The 17,163-nt window shown below is 71.2% G+C and carries 15 protein-coding genes; 9 read left to right on the forward strand and 6 right to left on the reverse strand.

What is annotated here, in order from left to right:
* The first annotated feature begins 98 nt into the window (after positions 1-98).
* The gene (locus D3272_RS18285; protein ID WP_129220656.1) at positions 99-1,079 is read left to right on the forward strand and encodes a transglutaminase family protein; all 981 of its coding nucleotides are present in this window, start codon (positions 99-101) and stop codon (positions 1,077-1,079) included.
* Positions 1,080-1,137: 58 nt separating this feature from the next.
* Here D3272_RS18285 and D3272_RS18290 read toward each other — a convergent pair whose 3' ends face one another.
* The 6 genes from D3272_RS18290 to D3272_RS18315 form a co-directional block, all read right to left on the reverse strand.
* Positions 1,138-2,034: a tetratricopeptide repeat protein gene (locus tag D3272_RS18290; RefSeq protein WP_129220657.1), complete on the reverse strand. Its 897-nt coding sequence runs from the start codon at positions 2,032-2,034 to the stop codon at positions 1,138-1,140.
* A gap of 261 nt (positions 2,035-2,295) precedes the next feature.
* Positions 2,296-2,658, reverse strand: a complete 363-nt coding sequence (locus D3272_RS18295) for a hypothetical protein (RefSeq protein WP_129220658.1) — start codon at positions 2,656-2,658, stop codon at positions 2,296-2,298.
* Positions 2,659-2,685: 27 nt separating this feature from the next.
* Complete coding sequence (locus D3272_RS18300; protein WP_129220659.1) at positions 2,686-4,851, reverse strand: FUSC family protein; 2,166 nt, start codon at positions 4,849-4,851, stop codon at positions 2,686-2,688.
* Positions 4,836-5,552, reverse strand: a complete 717-nt coding sequence (locus D3272_RS18305; protein ID WP_129220660.1) for a phosphatase PAP2 family protein — start codon at positions 5,550-5,552, stop codon at positions 4,836-4,838. Before D3272_RS18305 ends, D3272_RS18300 begins: the two co-directional genes overlap by 16 nt.
* Before the next feature lie 101 nt (positions 5,553-5,653).
* Positions 5,654-7,924, reverse strand: coding sequence for an amylo-alpha-1,6-glucosidase (locus D3272_RS18310; protein WP_129220661.1), 2,271 nt, complete (start codon positions 7,922-7,924; stop codon positions 5,654-5,656).
* Between the two features lie 145 nt (positions 7,925-8,069).
* Positions 8,070-9,206: a glycosyltransferase family 4 protein gene (locus tag D3272_RS18315; RefSeq protein ID WP_129220662.1), complete on the reverse strand. Its 1,137-nt coding sequence runs from the start codon at positions 9,204-9,206 to the stop codon at positions 8,070-8,072.
* A gap of 301 nt (positions 9,207-9,507) precedes the next feature.
* Between D3272_RS18315 and otsB the strand changes: the two genes are divergently transcribed.
* The 8 genes from otsB to D3272_RS18355 all read left to right on the forward strand — a co-directional run bounded on the left by otsB (position 9,508) and on the right by D3272_RS18355 (position 16,947).
* A complete protein-coding gene (otsB, locus tag D3272_RS18320) occupies positions 9,508-10,245 on the forward strand; it encodes a trehalose-phosphatase (RefSeq protein WP_129220663.1) in 738 nt (245 codons plus the stop codon).
* Positions 10,242-12,026, forward strand: a complete 1,785-nt coding sequence (locus D3272_RS18325; RefSeq protein ID WP_129220664.1) for a glycoside hydrolase family 15 protein — start codon at positions 10,242-10,244, stop codon at positions 12,024-12,026. The genes otsB and D3272_RS18325 overlap by 4 nt, the downstream gene beginning before the upstream one ends.
* Positions 12,023-13,438 carry an alpha,alpha-trehalose-phosphate synthase (UDP-forming) gene (locus tag D3272_RS18330; RefSeq protein WP_129220665.1) on the forward strand — a complete coding sequence of 472 codons (1,416 nt, stop codon included), beginning with the start codon at positions 12,023-12,025 and terminating at the stop codon, positions 13,436-13,438. Before D3272_RS18325 ends, D3272_RS18330 begins: the two co-directional genes overlap by 4 nt.
* Positions 13,439-13,606: 168 nt before the next feature.
* Entirely contained in the window at positions 13,607-13,900 is a 294-nt protein-coding gene (gene fliN, locus D3272_RS18335; protein WP_129220666.1) for a flagellar motor switch protein FliN, read from the forward strand.
* Positions 13,901-13,916: 16 nt separating this feature from the next.
* On the forward strand, positions 13,917-14,924 hold the full coding sequence (locus D3272_RS18340) for a flagellar motor switch protein FliG (RefSeq protein ID WP_129220667.1): 1,008 nt from the start codon (positions 13,917-13,919) through the stop codon (positions 14,922-14,924).
* Positions 14,925-14,957: 33 nt separating this feature from the next.
* Complete coding sequence (gene flhB, locus D3272_RS18345) at positions 14,958-16,058, forward strand: flagellar biosynthesis protein FlhB (protein ID WP_129220668.1); 1,101 nt, start codon at positions 14,958-14,960, stop codon at positions 16,056-16,058.
* A complete protein-coding gene (locus D3272_RS18350; protein WP_129220669.1) occupies positions 16,055-16,534 on the forward strand; it encodes a hypothetical protein in 480 nt (159 codons plus the stop codon). Before flhB ends, D3272_RS18350 begins: the two co-directional genes overlap by 4 nt.
* Positions 16,531-16,947 (forward strand): hypothetical protein, encoded by a 417-nt coding sequence (locus D3272_RS18355; RefSeq protein ID WP_129220670.1) that lies wholly within the window; start codon positions 16,531-16,533, stop codon positions 16,945-16,947. The genes D3272_RS18350 and D3272_RS18355 overlap by 4 nt, the downstream gene beginning before the upstream one ends.
* Positions 16,948-17,163: the final 216 nt, after the last annotated feature.

Below are 17,163 nucleotides of genomic sequence, written 5' to 3' on the forward strand. Positions count from 1 at the left end.
CACACTGGGGCCGCGCGGCGGCCGGGGTGCCGCAGGGGCATCATGGACCGGACATCCGTCCGCGATCCGTCCCCCGCAGGCCTTTGCACGGACATCGGATGACGGTTCTCTCGGTTCGGCACATCACCAGGTACGAGTACAAGGCGCCGGTACGGTTCGGCGAGCATCGGCTGATGTTCCGTCCGCGCGACAGCTACGACCAGCGGCTGATCTCGTCCGAGATGCGGATCACGCCCGAGCCCAAGCGCGTGCGCTGGTTCCACGACGTCTTCGGCAACTGCGTGGCGGTGGCGAGTTTCGGCAGCGAGGCGCCCATCCTCACCTTCGATACCCGCATCGTGCTCGACCACACGCCGTCGAACGCCCCCGATTTCATGATCGAGGACTACGCCAAGACCTATCCCTTCACCTACGGGGCCGAGGAGCGGCCCGACATCTCCCGGCTGATCGAGCGCCAGTACCTCGACCCCGAGCACCAGCTCGACCGATGGGTCCGCCGCTTCGTGCGCTACGGCCAGCGCACCGACACGGGGGAACTCCTGATGACGCTCACCTATGCCATCAAGGAGAGCTTCACCTATTCGAAGCGCTTCGAGCGCGGCACGCAGGACCCGCTGCTGACGCTGAGCAGCGGCAAGGGCACCTGCCGGGACTTCGCCGTGCTGATGATGGAGGCCGTGCGGGCGCTGGGCTTCGCGGCCCGCTTCGTGTCGGGCTACCTCTACGTGCCGAGCGAGAACGGCGCCGAACATCTCGGCGGCGGCAACACCCATGCGTGGTGCCAGGTCTACCTGCCGGGTGCCGGCTGGGTGGAGTTCGACCCCACCAACGGCATCGTGGGCAACCGCGACCTCATCCGGGTCGCGGTGGCGCGCGATCCGCGGCAGGCAATCCCCCTGCAGGGCAGCTATTTCGGCAATGCCGCCGACTATGTCGGCATGACGGTCTCGGTCGACGTGCAGGAGATCGAGGCCCCGGCCGCCATCAATGGGCCCGGCAGCCGCCCGGCGGAACGGAGCCACGGCGACGGCCTGGCCGGCGCCGACCCCAAGGCCCAGACCCAACTCCAACAGGCGTGAGGATCGCCGGCCCGTGCGGTGAGCGCGGGCCGGCTTCCGAGGAAGCCCTGCCCTGACCTCAGGCGCGGCCCATGCGGGACAGGCCATCGTTGGCGGTGCGGTTGTCGGGGTTGATGGTCTTGGCCCGGGCGTAGGATTCCTGCGCCTTGGCGCGGTTGCCGAGCTTCTCGTAGTCGACGCCCAGGCCCGCCCAGGCATCGGCGTTCTTGGCGTCGACGTTGAGGGCGGCGTTGTAGTCCTCGACGGCCTGCTCGTACTTGCCCTGCGCCGTCAGGCTCTGGGCACGGGCCTGGTAGGGCGCCGCCGCGAAGGGGTCGCGGTCGATGGCATTGTCGAAATCCGTCACGGCAGCGGCCTGCTCGCCGCGCTTCTGATGGATGAGGCCGCGGGCGTGGAAGGCCTGGGCGCCCTGCTGCCCCTCGGAATTGAGCTTGATGGCCTGGTCGAGGTCCGACATGGCGCCGTCGAGGTTGCCCTGCACGCGCAGCAGGTTGCCGCGGCCGAGATAGGCGGCCGCATGGTTCGGGTTGGCCTGGAGCGCGTGGTTGAAGTCGGCGAGGGCGAGGTCGTTGCGGCCCGTCTGCCGGTAGGCGAGGGCGCGGTTGGTGTAGGCGGCGGCATTGTTGGGGTCGATCTGCACCGCCTTGGTGAAGTCCCCCACCGCCTTGTCGAAGTCGCCCTGGCGGGCATAGGCGGCACCGCGGGTGTTGAAGGCCTCGGGGTCGTGCGGGTTGCGAGACACCACGTCCGACAGCGAGGCCAGGTTCACCGACGTGTCCTTCGAACGCGGCGTCACCTCGGCGACGCCGAGCCCCACCGTTCCGACGGAATTGGCCGTCTCGCAGCCTGCGAGGCCGAGGCCGACCAGCACGACCAGCGGCAGGGCGGCACGTCGCAGGGTGACGACGCGGGGGCGCGAAGCCTGGCCGACGGGGTCGGGACCGCGGTATCTCATCACCTTCGTCATCGCGCGCATGTCACCTGAAGCAAAGCCGTCCGCTCGTCGGGGCCGTAAGGCCATGAATGTAGGTCCAATGCGGCTCAACTGGGACGCCGCCAAAGAAAACCCACACTGTTGCAGAACCGCCTCACCGGTGGCCAGGAACGGCGGCCGGGTCAGGGGGCCATGACCGGCGTGAAGCACCGCCGGCCCGGCAGTCTTAGCGCCAATAGAGTTGACACCGCGTAAACCGGCGCCGCTCCGGTGCCACGACCGTCAACCCTTCGTGCAGCCGCAGGTCGGCGTGCCGCTGCCGTCGGCGTCGACGCAATCGGCCGTCTCGCCGACGCGACAGCTCGCCGTGCATTGCTGGTCGCGCAGCGCGTTGGTGGCCCGGCACACCAGGCCGGGCCCACCCTCGAGCTTGCGCTGGAACTGGGCGCCCGGAAGAAAGCCGGCGCCCCCGCTGTCGCTCTGCAGGGGCGGGTCCTGGTCGTCGGGCGTCGGCGCGGCCGGCACGGCCTGGACGGGCGCTCTATGGGCCGGGGCGGGCCGGGGCACGGTCGATTGGGCCAGGGCCGTCGAGGCCAGGGCGAAGCCGCACAGCATGGAGACCAGCACCGGCTTCATCACGCGCATCGCCCTCTCCCTCATCCCGTCCCACGCTCAACGGCCGCCGCGGCCCGCGGTTGCGGTTGCGGACGCCGCCAAGGCCGGCCCACGCTCGGACACGATGTCGCCCAGCACCTCGACGACGCGGCCGACCCGGGCCAGCGTGCCGGAAGGCGGGGCCGGCGGCGGCCCGGCGGGGCGGCTTCCGGCCGCATCGGCGAGCCGGTCCAGCGCCTCGGGCACCCAGCGGCTCCACGCCTCCCACCCCCCGTCCGCCAGGCCTTCGCCGGCCCGCGTGTCGTGCTGGAGCGTGAGCAGTGCCCCGCCGAGGCGGCGCAGCCCGGCATCGGCCGCCATGGTGGCTTCGAGCGTCTGGCGGTGCGCCCGCCCGGGCTCCTGCAGGGCCCGCGACAGCGAGGCTTCGAGGTTGTTGCTGGCGACGCCGGCGGCGCGGCGGGCGGCTTCGAGCGCGGCGGGGTCGTCCGACCCCGCCCGGGCCGCGAAGACGGCGGCGGCGTAGCCCGCATGGGCCCGCAATGCGTCGGCGAGGCCCCGGGCGGTGCGGTCGGGCTCCCAGCTCGGCCACAGCAGCGTGCAGGCGAGCACCGCCGCCACCCCGCCCCCCACCGTGTAGAGCGTCCGCATCGTGGCAATGAGCCATTCCGCGTGGCCCGGCTCGGCGACGTCGAACAGGATGACGACGAGCGGCGTCAGGCAGGCGATATAGGCACCGTAGCTGACCTGGCGCACCGAGAAGCCGATCACCGACAGCGGCACCATCAGCAGCGAATCGACGAGCGGCGTCTGGGGAAAGAAGGCCAGGAGGCCGCCGAGCAGCGCGCCCAGCAGCGTGCCGCCGATGCGCTCCAGCGCCCGCTGCCACGTGGCGGCGAAATAGGGCTGCATGGTGAGGGCGACCGTGATGGTGAGCCAATGCGCGTAGACGCTCCACCAGGTGAGCGAGACCGCGACAGCCGCCACGGTCAGCACCGCCGCCCGCACGGCGTGGCGCAGGATGGCGGAGGACCAGGTGAGGTTGGCCCGCAGCGGCGCCGTCCAGGCGTCGAGGCCGGCGCCCCGGGGCGGTGCCGGGTCCGGCAGGGCGAGGCCGGCATCCTCGGCCCGCAGGCGGTCGGCGATGCGCAGCCGGTCGGCCAGCACGGCGGCGAGGTCGCCGAGGGCGGGGTGGCCGGCGGCGGCGGCGACGAGGCGCCCCAGCGCCGGCTCGATGCCCCGCTCCCGACGGCCCTCGGGCCGCGCCGCGAGGTCGAGCAGCGGGCGCAGGCGGCGCAGCAGCCGGCGGGCGGCCCCGGTGGTGGCCGGGTCCTCGGCATGTTCCAGCGTGTCGGACAGGGCGATCAGGGCGCCGAAGATCCGGTCCTGATCCTCGACGGCGAGGAGGTTGCGGGCCACCACCGACCCGGCCAGGCCCTGGGGCCGGGCCACGGTCAGGAGCACGCCCCGGGTCTCCTCCAGGGCATCGCGCAGGGCGCGGCGGTGCGCCCGGGCATGGGCCTCGAACTCGGCCCGGCCGAGGGATCTCCCTTTCCCCGCCCCCGGCCCGGCGGGGTCGGCGGGCGCGAGCAGGTCGCCGAGGTCGCGGGCGAAGGCCGCCAGCAGGCGCCAGTTCTGCGCCACCAAGCGGCTTCCCGCCCGTTCGGGATGGATGCGCCAGATGCCCACCGTCATCAGCACGGCCCAGGCGCCGCCGACGAGGAAGGCGACGAACAGGACCCCGGCCTCGGCGGGCGGGATGGCCCGGTCGACGGCCAGGGCCAGCACCACGGTGAGGACGTTGCCGACCGCCATGGCGCGGGCGCCCCAGACGCGGGCCATGGAATTGCAGAACACCACGAGGCCGGACAGCGGCAGCAGCAGCGGCAGGCCGAACCCGTGCAGCAGGCCGAGCCCGCTCCACAGCACCGCGGCCAGCAGCGTGAAGGTGAGGAGCGCCGGCACCCGGTCGCGCAGCGCGCCGCCGACGTCGCAGAAACAGGTGAGGTTGGCGGCGAAGGCGACGAAGAGCAGCGCGGGCGACTGCACCCAGATGTTCGCCACCAGCACGGCGCCGGACGCGACGGCGGCCCGCAGGCCCTCGGCGATGCTGATGCCGGTGAGGTCGAGCCCCACCGGGAGCTTGCGCAGGTCGGCGCCGGGGGCCCGCAGCGTGCCGCGGCGGATCCTCGGCATCGGGGGCATGCGGGTCAGGGTGCGGGGCAAGCGGCCTCTCGGGCTCCGGATCGGGACGGGGGCTCTGCAACGACCGGGCCAGGGACCTGCGCGTGGAAGGCCGGGGCCACCAGCGCCAGCGCGCCGAGCCCGCAGGCGCCGCCGAGGTAGAGGCCCGCCACCATGTCGCCGACGAAATGGTAGTCGGCGCCGTACAGCCCCACAAGCACCAGGGCCACCGGCAGGGCGACCAGGGCGCGCCAGCGCGGCCAGCGCATCCACAGCACGGTGGCCGGCGCCGTCACCAGGGTGGTGTGGCCGGACGGGAAGGAGGCCCAGCCCCGGCCGCCGTGGAACGGGAAGAAGCCGTAGGCGCCGTCCCGGATCCAGGACGGGTTATGCTCGACCCAGGTTTCGGGCCAGAGGCGGCCGAAGGCGTATTTCAGCTGGTCTTTGAGCACGATGGCGACGAGCGTGGCGAGGCAGCAGGCGAGGAGCGTGCGGCCCAGGGCGCCCGGGCGCCACCCCAAGAGGGCGGCGAGGCCCGCGACCGCCACGCCCAGGGCGGCCAGCGGCGGGATGGGGTCGACGATATGGGTGAGGGCGTCGAAGACCGCGGTGCGGCCTGCGACGTCGGCGTGGCTGAGGCTCGCCGCCCCGCGGTCGACGTAGCCCACGCAGAGCAGCACCAGGAGCGGGCAGGACAGGACGACGATGGAGATGCGGGATCCGGAAAAGGGCTTGGCCGGCATCGTGGAGTTCCCGAACGGAGCGGCGCCGGCCCCGTGGCGGGTCGGCAGGGCGAGGTTGCGACCGGCCCCGCCCCCTGTCCCACCACCTCGCGCCGTCACATTCAATCCAGCAGCATCGACACCTGGACGGCGCCGGTGTTGCGCAGCACCCGCAACGCGGCATGGTCGCCCACCTGGCGGAGCGTGACGTCCACCTTGGCGTCCTCGAAGCCGAGGTCGCGCAGGGTGATCTCGTCGGCGAAGGGCGGCAGGCGCGGGTTGCGGAAGCGGATGGCCCGGGTGGCGGGGTCGAACTCCAGCCCGAGGCAGGCCTGGAGCAGTAGGAAGGGCGTCGCCGCCGCCCAGGCCTGCGGCGCGCAGGCGACGGGGTAGAGGGTCGGGGCCGCGCCCGCCCGGCGGCGGAAGCCGCAGAAGAGTTCGGGCAGGCGGCGCGAATCGAAGTAGTTCGAGGCGGCGAAGAGCGCCTCGAAGATGCGCTCGGCCTCCGCCATCAGCCCGTAGCGCGCCAGCCCCCAGACGATCAGGGAATTGTCGTGCGGCCAGATCGAGCCGTTGTGGTAGCTCATCGGGTTGTAGCGCGGCTCCCCCACCGCCACCGTGCGCACGCCCCATCCCGACAGGAACTTCGGCTTGACGACCTCGGCGGCGATCCGGGCGGCGCGCTCGGGCCGGGCGATGCCGGTCCACAGCACATGGGCGGCGTTGGAGGTGCGGACGCGGCATGGGCGCTTCTCGCCGTCGAGCGCGATGGCGTACATGTCGATCTCGTCGCACCAGAAGGCGGCGTCGAACTTGTCCCGCATGGCTTCGGCCTGGGCCTTCAGCGCGGCGGCACCGGCGCCGTCGCCGAGCGCCGCCGCCATGCCGGCCCCGTGGTGGCGCGCCGCGTAAGCGTAGCCCTGCACCTCGACCAGCGCGATCGGCCCCTCGGCGAGGCGGCCGTCGCTGTGGAACACCGCGTCGTGGCTGTCCTTCCAGCCCTGGTTCTGCAGGCCCTTCTCGTCGGCCCTGGCATATTCGAGGAAGCCGTCGCCGTCCCGGTCGCCGGGCCCGTCCATCCAGGCGAAGCCCAGCTCGATGGCCGGCCACAGGTCGCGGATCGTGGCGAGGTCGCCGGTGCGCTCGAGGTAGAGCCCGGCCAGCACGATGAAGAGCGGCGTCGAGTCGATCGAGCCGTAATAGAGGCCGAAGGGGATCTCGTTCAGCGACGCCATCTCGCCGCCCCGCATCTCGTGCAGGATCTTGCCGGGCTCGGCATCGGCCGCCGGATCGAAGCCCTTGGCCTGGAAATGCGCCAGGCGGGCCAGGACGCCCTTGGCGACCTTCGGGTCCATCCACAGCATCTGGATGGCCGTGATGATGCCGTCGCGCCCGAAGGTCGTCGAGTACCAGGGGATGCCCGCATAGGGGTAGAGGCCCTGCGGGGTGTCGGTGACCAGCATGTAGGCGTCGGCCGTCGAGCGGCACATCACCTCGTTGAAGATCTCGTTGGAGGACTGCACCGTGACGACGCCGCGGGTGAGGACCTTCTCCTGGCGGTTCGCCGCCATCAGCCCCTGCCGGAACCCGACCTGCCGGGCCTGGGCGACGCCCGAACATTCGGCCGCGAAGGTGATGGTGCGGGACGCCCCGGCCGCGAGCGACACGTCGAAGGTGGCGGCGCCGTGGACCAGCCGGTCCGGCGCCGGCTCGAACCGCAGCACGGCCCGGCGCTCCATCGCGTCGAGGCCCGTGTAGGTGTAGGCGACCGAGTCGCCCGCCACCGCTTCCGTCATCGTGCCGCGCTTCTCGCGGCGCATGCCGCGCGCCTCGAACAGGTCCGAGAAGTCGCAGCCGAAGACGAAGCTCAGCGTGAAGTCGAGCGGATCGGCGCCGTGGTTCGACACGTGGATGCGCTGGTGGGCGGAGCCGCCCCACAGATAGGTGGTGCGCACCACATGCACGGTGTCCTTGGCCATCACGATGTGGCCGTCGCGGTAGATGTCCGGGTTGGTGAGGTCGACCGTGAAGGTCAGGTTGTCGTCGCGCACGCCCGAGCCGAGCAGCAGCGGCTGGGTCCCGGCCAGCAGCATCTCGAAACGCGACAGGTAGCGGGTGTCGTGATCGAACAGGCCGTCGGGCCCACCCGCCGAAGCGCCGATGTCGCCGAACCCGTCGATCACCGCGAAGGTATCGGCGTGTTTCAGCGTGTGGCGCGGCCGGGCGGCGGATTCGGTCGCCGGGATGTAGAAGGGGGTCGTCTGGGTCGGATCGGCAGCCGGCCCGCCCGCGGCCTCGCGGGACGGCTCGCCACCGGACCGGGGTTTGGCCCCCGAGGCGTTACCACCCGAGGCGTCGCCACCCAAATCGTCATTGCCCAAATCGTCGGTCATGTCGCGGCAAGCGTCCCGGTCAGGAGGGAGGGGCGGAGGCCGGCGTCCGCGATCCGCGCCGCATCGCGCGGTCCCGGCCCGCCGGCCCGCGCGGGTCGGCGCGGCGGCGGAAAGTGGCGACGTGCCGGCCCGTCGGGCGGCCGTCTCACTGCGCGATGTCGGGCCGCGATCTCATGAGGCCGCCGAGTTCGGCGAGCGGACGGCGGGCGTCGCGGCCCGAGGCGATGAGGGCCGAGGACCCGTCGAGGTCGGCCAGGGCGACCTGCTTCTTGTAGAGGTCGACATAGTCGTGGGCCATGCGCTCGACCGTGAAGCGTTCCTCGAAGCGGCGGCGCACCTTGCGCCGGTCCATCGCCAGGACCTGCGGCACGGCCGCGATCGCCTCCTCCATGGAGCCGACGATGCGGCCCGTGATGCCGTCCTCGAGCACTTCGGGGACGGAGCCGTGGCGGAAGCCCAGGACCGGCGTACCACAGGCCATGGCCTCGATCATCACGAGGCCGAAGGGCTCCGGCCAGTCGATGGGGAACAGCAGGGCGCGGGCTTCGCCGAGGAACTTGGTCTTGCCGCGCTCGTCCACCTCGCCGATGAACTCGACGTCGCCGCCCTCGTCGAGCAGCGGCTTGATCTCCGTCTCGAAATATTTGCGGTCGGCGTTGTCGACCTTGGCGGCGATCTTCAGCGGGATGCCCAGCGCCCGGGCGATCTTGATGGCACGGTCGGGCCGCTTCTCGGAGGAGATGCGCCCCAGGAAGGCCAGGTAGCCGCCGCGCGGGTCGTAGGACGGGCGGTGCAGGTCGATCGGCAGGCCGTGCAGGACCGTGCCGGCGAAATTGGAATCGGGGATCGGGGCGCGCTGCGCGTTCGAGATCGACACGAGCGGCATCTCGTTGAAGGCCCGGTAGAAAGGCCACAGGTCCGGCAGGTCCTGCCGGCCGTGCAGCGTCGTCAGGGTCTTGTTCGGCATGCCGCGGAACAGCGGAAAGTGGAACATGTCGACGTGGAAGTGGAGGACGTCGAAGGCTCCGGCGAGGCGCCGGGTCTGTTCCGCCATCATCAGCGTGTGGGGCAGGTAGTCCCGCATCGTGTCCGACAGCCGGATGGCTTCCGTCGTGCACGGGACGAGGTTGGCGGCCGTGATGGAATCGCCGCTGGCGAACAGCGTGACGTCGTGGCCCTGCCGCACCAGTTCTTCCGTCAGCCACGACACGATGCGCTCGGTGCCACCGTAGAGGCGGGGCGGAACGCTCTCCATCAGCGGGGCGATTTGGGCGATTCTCATGCTGGCGATTCCGTGCTCGAGATCGACGGGCGTCCAGTCTGCGGAACGCCACCCTTGGCGCGATGGTTCCGCACCGCACCATGGCGGCGCGACCGAAGCGCGCGCTTGGAGCGACCGAAGCGCGCATTTGGCGCGACCGAAGCACGCGTCCCGGCCCGCCGGCGGCGGGGGCCGCCCGCCGCCGGCGCCACCTTGGGCTTGGCCTTGGAACTTCCCCGTCCCGGGCCACGTTCTCCTCGGTCGACAGGGCGTCGGCGGGCGTTTCCGCGTCATCGATAGTGCCTCAACGCGAGCCCCCGCCATGGTCCCCGAGCCTCCGCCGCACGATGCCTGCCTGTTTCTCGACGTCGACGGCACGCTGATCGACATCGCGCCGACGCCCGATGCCGTGGATGTCCCGCCGAGCCTCGTGGCGGCGTTGCAGCGGGCGGAGCGTGCGCTCGACGGGGCGCTCGCCCTGGTCAGCGGACGCAGCATCGACCAGCTCGACCGGCTCTTCGCCCCGCTCAGCCTCAAGGCCAGCGGCGCGCACGGCGCGGAGTTCCGCTTCGGCGACGGCGACGCCCGCTGGGCCAAGGCCGCGCCGATCCCGGCTCCGGTGTTCGACGAGCTGCGGGCGCTGCTGCGCAATTTCCCGGCCTCGCTCGTCGAGGACAAGGGCTTCTCCTACGCGGTGCATTACCGGGCGGCGCCGGACACGGGCCCGCGCCTGCACGAAGCCCTCGGCGGCTTCCTCGCCGCCAGGCCCGGCCTCGGCCTCGCCATCCTGCCGGGCCATTGCGTCTACGAGCTGAAGCGCCCGGACATCGACAAGGGCGCCGCCATCGCGGACTTCATGGACCGCGCGCCCTTCGCCGGGCGCCGCCCCGTGTTCATCGGCGACGACGTGACCGACGCGCCGGGCTTCCTCGCCGTCCGGGCCCGCGGCGGGCTCGCCTATTCGGTCGGCCGGGTCTTTCCGGGCGTGGTCGGCACCTTCGCGGAGCCGGCCGCCGTGCGGCATTGGCTGGCCGGCATCGGCCGACCGGAGACCGCATGACCGCCCCCCGCAACATGGACTATGCCCTGATCGGCAACAGCCACGTCGCCGCCATGATCGACACCAACGCCCGCATCGTGTGGTGGTGCGCGCCGCGCTTCGATTCCGATCCGGTGTTCTCCAAGCTGCTGGCGGGCGACGAGGAGAAGGGCTTCACCGACGTGGTCCTGGCCGACCAGGTGTCGGCCAGCGCCGCCTACCTGCGCAACACCGCCATCGTCGAGACGGTCCTCACCGACGCGGACGGCGGCGTGGTGCGGGTCACGGATTTCGCGCCGCACTTCAAGCAATACGAGCGGATCTTCCGCCCCGCGCAGATCGTGCGGCGCATCGAGCCCCTGGCGGGCCTGCCGCGGATCGCCATCCGGGTCCGCCCCACCTACGACTACGGGTGCCCCGTCACCGAGCGGGCGCTGGGCTCGAACCACATCCGCTATTCGGGTGGCGAGCACGTGATGCGGCTCAGCACCGATGCGCCGCTGTCCTACATCGAGCAGGAAACGTCCTTCGCGCTGACGCGCCCCCTCACCCTGATCTTCGGCCCCGACGAGCCCTTCCGCTCGTCGCTGGAGAACACCGGCCGGGAGTTCCTCGAAAGAACACGGGACTTCTGGCTCGACTGGACGCGCTACCTCGCCCTGCCCTTCGAGTGGCAGGCCGCCGTGGCCCGGGCCGCCATCACGCTGAAGCTCTGCGCCTACGAGGAGACGGGCGCCATCATCGCCGCCCATACGACGTCGCTGCCCGAATCCGAAGGGTCCAGCCGCAACTGGGATTACCGCTACTGCTGGGTGCGCGACGCCTTCTTCGTGGTCCACGCCCTGAACCGGCTCGGCGCCACCCAGACGATGGAATCCTACATCAACTACACGACCAACATCGCCTTCGACCAGGCCCCCCACCTCAAGCCCGTGCACAGCATCATCCCGGGGACGCCCCTGCCCGAGCGGATCGCGCCGAACCTCAGGGGCTTCCGCAACCACGCGCCCGTCCGCGTCGGCAACGACGCCGTGAACCAGGTGCAGCACGACGGCTACGGCTCCGTCGTCATGGCGGCATCCCAGATGTTCGTCGACGAGCGTCTGCCCAAGATGGGCGACGAGGCCCTGTTCCGCCGCCTCGAGATGCTGGGCCGGCAGGCCGCCCGCTACGCCTTCGCGCCCGATGCCGGCCTGTGGGAGTTCCGCGGCCGGCAGCATACCCACACCTATTCGGCGGTCCTGTGCTGGGCGGCCTGCGACCGCCTCGGCCGCATCGCGCGGCGCATGGGCCTCGCGCCCGAGACCGCCGCCTGGGGCGCCGAGGCGGCCCGCATCAAGGAGCGCATCCTGGCGGAATCGTGGAGCGAGGAGCGCCAGGCCATCGTCGGCGCCTGGGGCCTGCCGCAGCTCGACGCCAGCGTGCTGCTGCTGCCCGAGATCGGCTTCATCGACGCGCAGGACCCCCGCTTCATCGCGACGCTGGAGCGCATCGGCGAGGAACTGATGCGCGACGGCCGCGTCATGCGGTACACGGTCGCCGATGATTTCGGCTTTCCCGACACAGCCTTCCTGGTTTGCAACTTCTGGTACATTGACGCCCTGGCACAGGTCGGTAGGGTGGAAGAGGCGCGCGAGCGCTTCGACGATGTGCTGAACCACCGCAACGCGTTCGGCATCCTGTCCGAAGATCTCCACGCCGCCACCGGGGAACTGTGGGGCAACTTTCCACAGACCTATTCGATGGCGGGCATCATCAACTCGGCGATGCGGCTGTCGCAAAGCTGGGAGGACCGTTGGTGAGCCGACTGGTCATCGTATCGAACCGCGTCACCGTGCCGGAGCCCGGCCAGCCGCAGCCGCCCGGCGGCCTCGCCGTGGCCGTGCATGCGGCGTTGAAATCCCGGCCGGGCCTCTGGTTCGGCTGGAGCGGCAAGGTGGACGACGGCGCCGCCGTCGAGCCGCAGACGGTGCAGCGCGACAACGTCACCTACGTGGTCACGGACCTGTCGACCGCCGACTTCCAGGAATATTACAACGGCTTCGCCAACCGGGTGTTGTGGCCGATCCTCCATTACCGGGTGGACCTCGCGGAGTTCAACCGGTCGGACCTGACCGGCTACCTGCGGGTCAACGGCCTCTTCGCCGACCACCTGAGCAAGTTGCTGAAGCCCGACGACGTGATCTGGGTGCACGACTACCACCTGATCCCGCTGGCGCGGGAGCTGCGGTCGCGCGGCTTCGACAACCCGATCGGCTTCTACCTCCACATCCCCTGCCCGCCCGCCGACCTGCTCTTCACGATCCCCAAGCAGGAGCAGAGCATCGGGGCGCTGTCGCACTACGACCTCGTCGGCTTCCAGACCGAGAACGACCGCAACAACTACGGCCGCTACCTCGCCATGACGGGCGCGCACCAGGGCCGCGACGGCACCTCCTACGCGCTCGACGGCCGGGTGGTGCGGATCGGCGCCTTCCCGGTGGGGATCGAGACCAAGGACTATGCCGCGACGGCGGTGACGGCGGTCGACTCGCATTTCACACGCGAGTTCAAGGAAAGCCTGCAGGGCCGCAAGCTCGTGGTCGGGGTCGACCGGCTCGACTATTCCAAGGGCATCGTCCACCGCGTCGAGGGCTACCGGCACTTCCTGGAAACGGCGCCGGACTGGCGCAACCGCGTCACCTACCTCCAGGTCACGCCCAAGAGCCGCTCCGACATCCCGGAATACAACGACATGTCGGACGACGTGAACCGGCTGGTAGGGTCGGTGAACGGCGAGTTCGGCGAGGCCGCCTGGACGCCCATCCGCTACGTCAACCGGTCCTATCCCCGCACCGCGCTGGCGGGCATCTTCCGCGTCGCCGCCGCCGCTCTGGTGACGCCGCTGCGCGACGGCATGAACCTCGTCGCCAAGGAATATGTCGCGTCCCAGGACGGCGAGGATCCCGGCGTGCTGATCCTATCGCAGTTCGCCGGCGCCGCCGCCGAGCTCGACACCGCCCTGATCGTCAACCCGCACGAGACGGAGGGCATGGCCCAGGCGATGCGGGTCGCCCTGGAGATGCCGCTCGACGAGCGCCAGGCGCGGTTCAAGGTGATGTTCGAGCGCATCTCGCGCAACGACATCGACCGCTGGGCCGAGACGTTCCTGGCCAAGCTGTCGGAAACGCGCCGCTCCTTCCTCATCGGCCAGCTCCGCTCGCTCTTCACCTGAGCGGGGCGGCGAAACCGCGGGGGTGCGGGGGACGCTTGGAAAGTCGATGAGGTTGCTGGCGTTTTCGGGCCGGCGCGATCCTCGCGCAAGCATCGCCGCCTAGGGTCCGGGGAGAGGGGTGGCGCGACCGCCACCCGCCCCCCGCGACCCTGCAGCCAGGTGCCACCGATGTCGTTCGACGAAGCCGTCTCGCCCGCCGACCCGGCCCCCCACCTCGGCGCCCTCATGGACATCCCGCTGTCGGTGCAGGTCGTGCTCGGCGGCACCACCATGCCGGTCGCCAACCTGATGAAGCTCGGCCGCGGCGCCGTGATCCCGCTCGACCACCGCGTCGGCCAGCCGGTCGACATCGTGGTCAACGGCCGGGTCATCGCCCGCGGCGACATGACGGTGATCGAGGGCGAGAGCGAGCGGCTCGGCGTCTCGCTGACCGAGATCGTCGGTCAGGCCGCGAAGCTCTGACGCGGGACCGCAGGCCATGTCCACCGCCATCGCGGCCTTCAACGACCACCGGACCCTGAGCGGGCCCGAGAAGGTCGCGGCCCTGCTGCTCGCCATGGGCAAGCCGCTGGCGAGCCGCCTCCTCAAGCATTTCGACCCCGCCGAACTCAAGATCATCACGCGGTCGGCGGCGGCGCTCGGCGCCGTGCCCATCACGGCGCTCGAAACCCTGGTCGAGGAGCTGGCGCAGCAGTTCTCGCGCGGGGTCGACCTGCGCGGCACCGCCGCCGAGGTCGAAAGCCTGCTCGGCAGCGTGCTGCCGCCCGACCAGGTGGCCGAGATCATGTCGGACGTGCTGGGCTCGTCCAACTCGTCCACCTGGGTGCGCCTGTCCGGCCTGCCGGAGACGGACCTCGCCGCCTATATCGGCAAGGAGCACCCCCAGACCGCGGCCCTGATCCTCGCCCGCCTGACCCCGGAAGCCGCCGCCAAGACGCTGGCGCTGCTGCCGCGCGAGCTGCGCAACGCCCTCACGCGCCGCATGCTCGGCCTGCGGCCGGTCAGCGAGGCCACGATCAAGATCCTGGAGAACAAGCTGCGCGACGACCTGCTCAACGGCAGCCCGCGCGATGCCGGCTCCAACACGCAGGGGCGCGTCGCCGACATCCTCAACCGCATGGAGCCGGAACAGGCCGAGGACGTGCTGTCCTCCATCGCCGAAGCCAAGCCCATCGACGTGGCGGCCGTGCGCTCGAAGATGTTCAGCTTCAACGACATCGTGAACCTGCCGCAGAAGTCCAAGAGCGTGCTCTTCGACCGCGTGTCGACGGAACAGATCACCATGGCGCTGCGCGGTACCGATACGGTCTTCCGCGACGTCGTGCTGTCGGCGGTGGGCGCCCGCGCCCGTCGCCTCATCGAGAACGAGCTCAACGGCGACGGCGGCTCCGCCAAGGAGATCGCGGCGGCCCGCCGGGCCATCTCCACGACGGTGCTGCAACTCGTGGCGCTGGGCGAGATCGAGCTCCACGCCGAGGCCGCCTGAGATGGCCGCCTCCGACCGGCAGGGTGATCCCCGATGAGCGACACGGACGACGACGATTCGAAACAGTTCGAGCCGACGGAGAAGAAGCTCAACGAGGCGGCCGAACGGGGCGACGTGCCCGTCTCGCGCGAGGCGGCGCTGCTCGGCGCCCTGGGCGCCATGCTGGCGGTGTGTTCCCTCACGCTGCGGGACGGCGCCGCCCGCCTCGCCGACACGCTGGCCCATCTGTTCGAGGATCCGGCCCGCTGGCGGCTCCGCAACGGCGCGGATGCGGCGGAGCTCATCGGCCTGCTGCTCGGCGCGTCCGCCCAGTTCGTGGTGCCGATCTTCGTCATCTTCCTCGTGGCGGGGCTCGCCGTCTCCTTCGCCCAGAACGCCCCCTCGGTGGCGCTCGACCGGATCGCCCCCAAGCTCAGCAAGATCTCGCCGGCCGCGGGGCTGTCGCGGCTGATCGGCAAGAAGGGCGCCGTCGAGTTCCTGAAGAGCGTGTTCAAGCTCCTCGCCATGGGCCTCGTCGCCGCGCTGGTGCTCAACGCCGAGCGCGGCACCGTGGCCGACACGCTGTTCGTGTCGCCCGCCGTCATCCCGGACCGCATCCTGTCGCTGCTGGTCAAGCTGCTGTCGGGGGTGACGGCCGCCTTCCTGATCGTCGCCGTCGCCGATTACGCCTGGACGAAGATCAGCTGGCGCAAGCGCATGATGATGACGCGCCAGGAGGTCAAGGACGAGCACAAGCAGAACGAGGGCGACCCCCACATGAAGGCCAAGCGCCGCTCCCTGGCGCTGGACCGCCGCCGCCGGCGCATGATGGCCGACGTCCCCCGCGCCACGCTGGTCATCGCCAACCCGACGCATTTCTCCATCGCGCTGCGCTACAAGCGCGAAGAGGGCGGCGCCCCCGTGGTCATCGCCAAAGGCCAGGACCTCCTGGCCCTGCGGATCCGGGAGATCGCCGCGGAAAACGGCATCGCCGTGGTCGAAAACAAGCCCCTCGCAAGGTCCATGTACGACCTTGTCGAGGTCGGCGAACTGATCCCGCCCGAGTTCTACAAGGCTGTCGCCGAAGTGATCCACTACATCCAGACGCGCGACAAGAGCCGCCCGACATCCCCTGCCTCGACGGTGCTGCATTGACCTATGTTGCCGAATCCGACGACAGCGCCTACGCGGCTGTTCTGGCCGACAACCTCCGCGAGGTCGCGGCGGACCTGCGCACGATCGACACCGTCGATCTCGTCAGTTTCATCCGCTTCGGCTCCTTCGGCGCCATCGAGGATCTCGTCCAGTCGTCGGCCGAGCTGTTCTTCAAGCACGGCACGCTCGTCTCGGCCTGGACGGCCGGCGTCGACCTCGCCTGGGACAGCCTGCCGCTGGTGACGCTGGGCCTGGAGTTCCGCCACCCCGTGGTGTCGGTCTTCTTCGACCTGCTGCTCGGGGCCCGGGGCGGCGACGTCGCCGTGAAGGCGGTGATCTTCGAGGAGCCCGTGTCCGACAGGGCCACGGCGCTCGGCCTTCTCGCCCGGGCCATCGGGGAAGCCCGCCTGCCGCGCCGCGCCACCGGCCGCGGGGCGCGGGTGCCGGCCCCGCAATCCAGGCTGCTGCCGCGATGACGCGGCCCCCGGTCGTCGCCGCCCACAAGATCGGAACGGCCGGCGCGTCCCATGACGGTTTCACCTATGCGGTGATCGCCGAGCCCGCCGGGACCGGCGACCGCCGCGCCGCCGTCCGCCGGCGCACGCGCCTGCGCTCCGGCAAGGTGATGGGGGCCGACGGGCAGTTCGTCGTGGAATGCCTCCTCGCCAACCGGTCGAGCCAGGGCGGCCTGCTGCGCCTGTCGACGGCGCTGGCGCTGCCCGACGACATCCTGGTCTACGACGACCAGAGCGGCGACCTCCTCGCCGCCACGATCATCTGGCGGCGGGACCGCGACTTCGGCTTCCGCTTCGCCACGACCGAGCGCACGCCGCGGTTCCAGGCGATCGCCGACAACATGCGGCGCAAGTACTACGCGGTGCGGGGCTGACGGGCAGCACCGGTTCGGCACCCCGCCGCCATCCCCGGTCGCGGCGGCGGCGCGGCTCCTCGGCCGGCCCTGTCGAGCCCCGATGACGGGCGGCGCGGGGCGAGGCCCAGGCGGGGGCCCCATCGGCCGGGACGGCCGCGGCTCTCAACGTCCGCCATACGCCGCGATGCGCCCCGACCAGGGTGGGCCGCCCCCTGTCGGACATATCGCCTCGCG

Source organism: Lichenibacterium ramalinae, from assembly GCF_004137085.1.
GTDB lineage: Bacteria > Pseudomonadota > Alphaproteobacteria > Rhizobiales > Beijerinckiaceae > Lichenihabitans > Lichenihabitans ramalinae.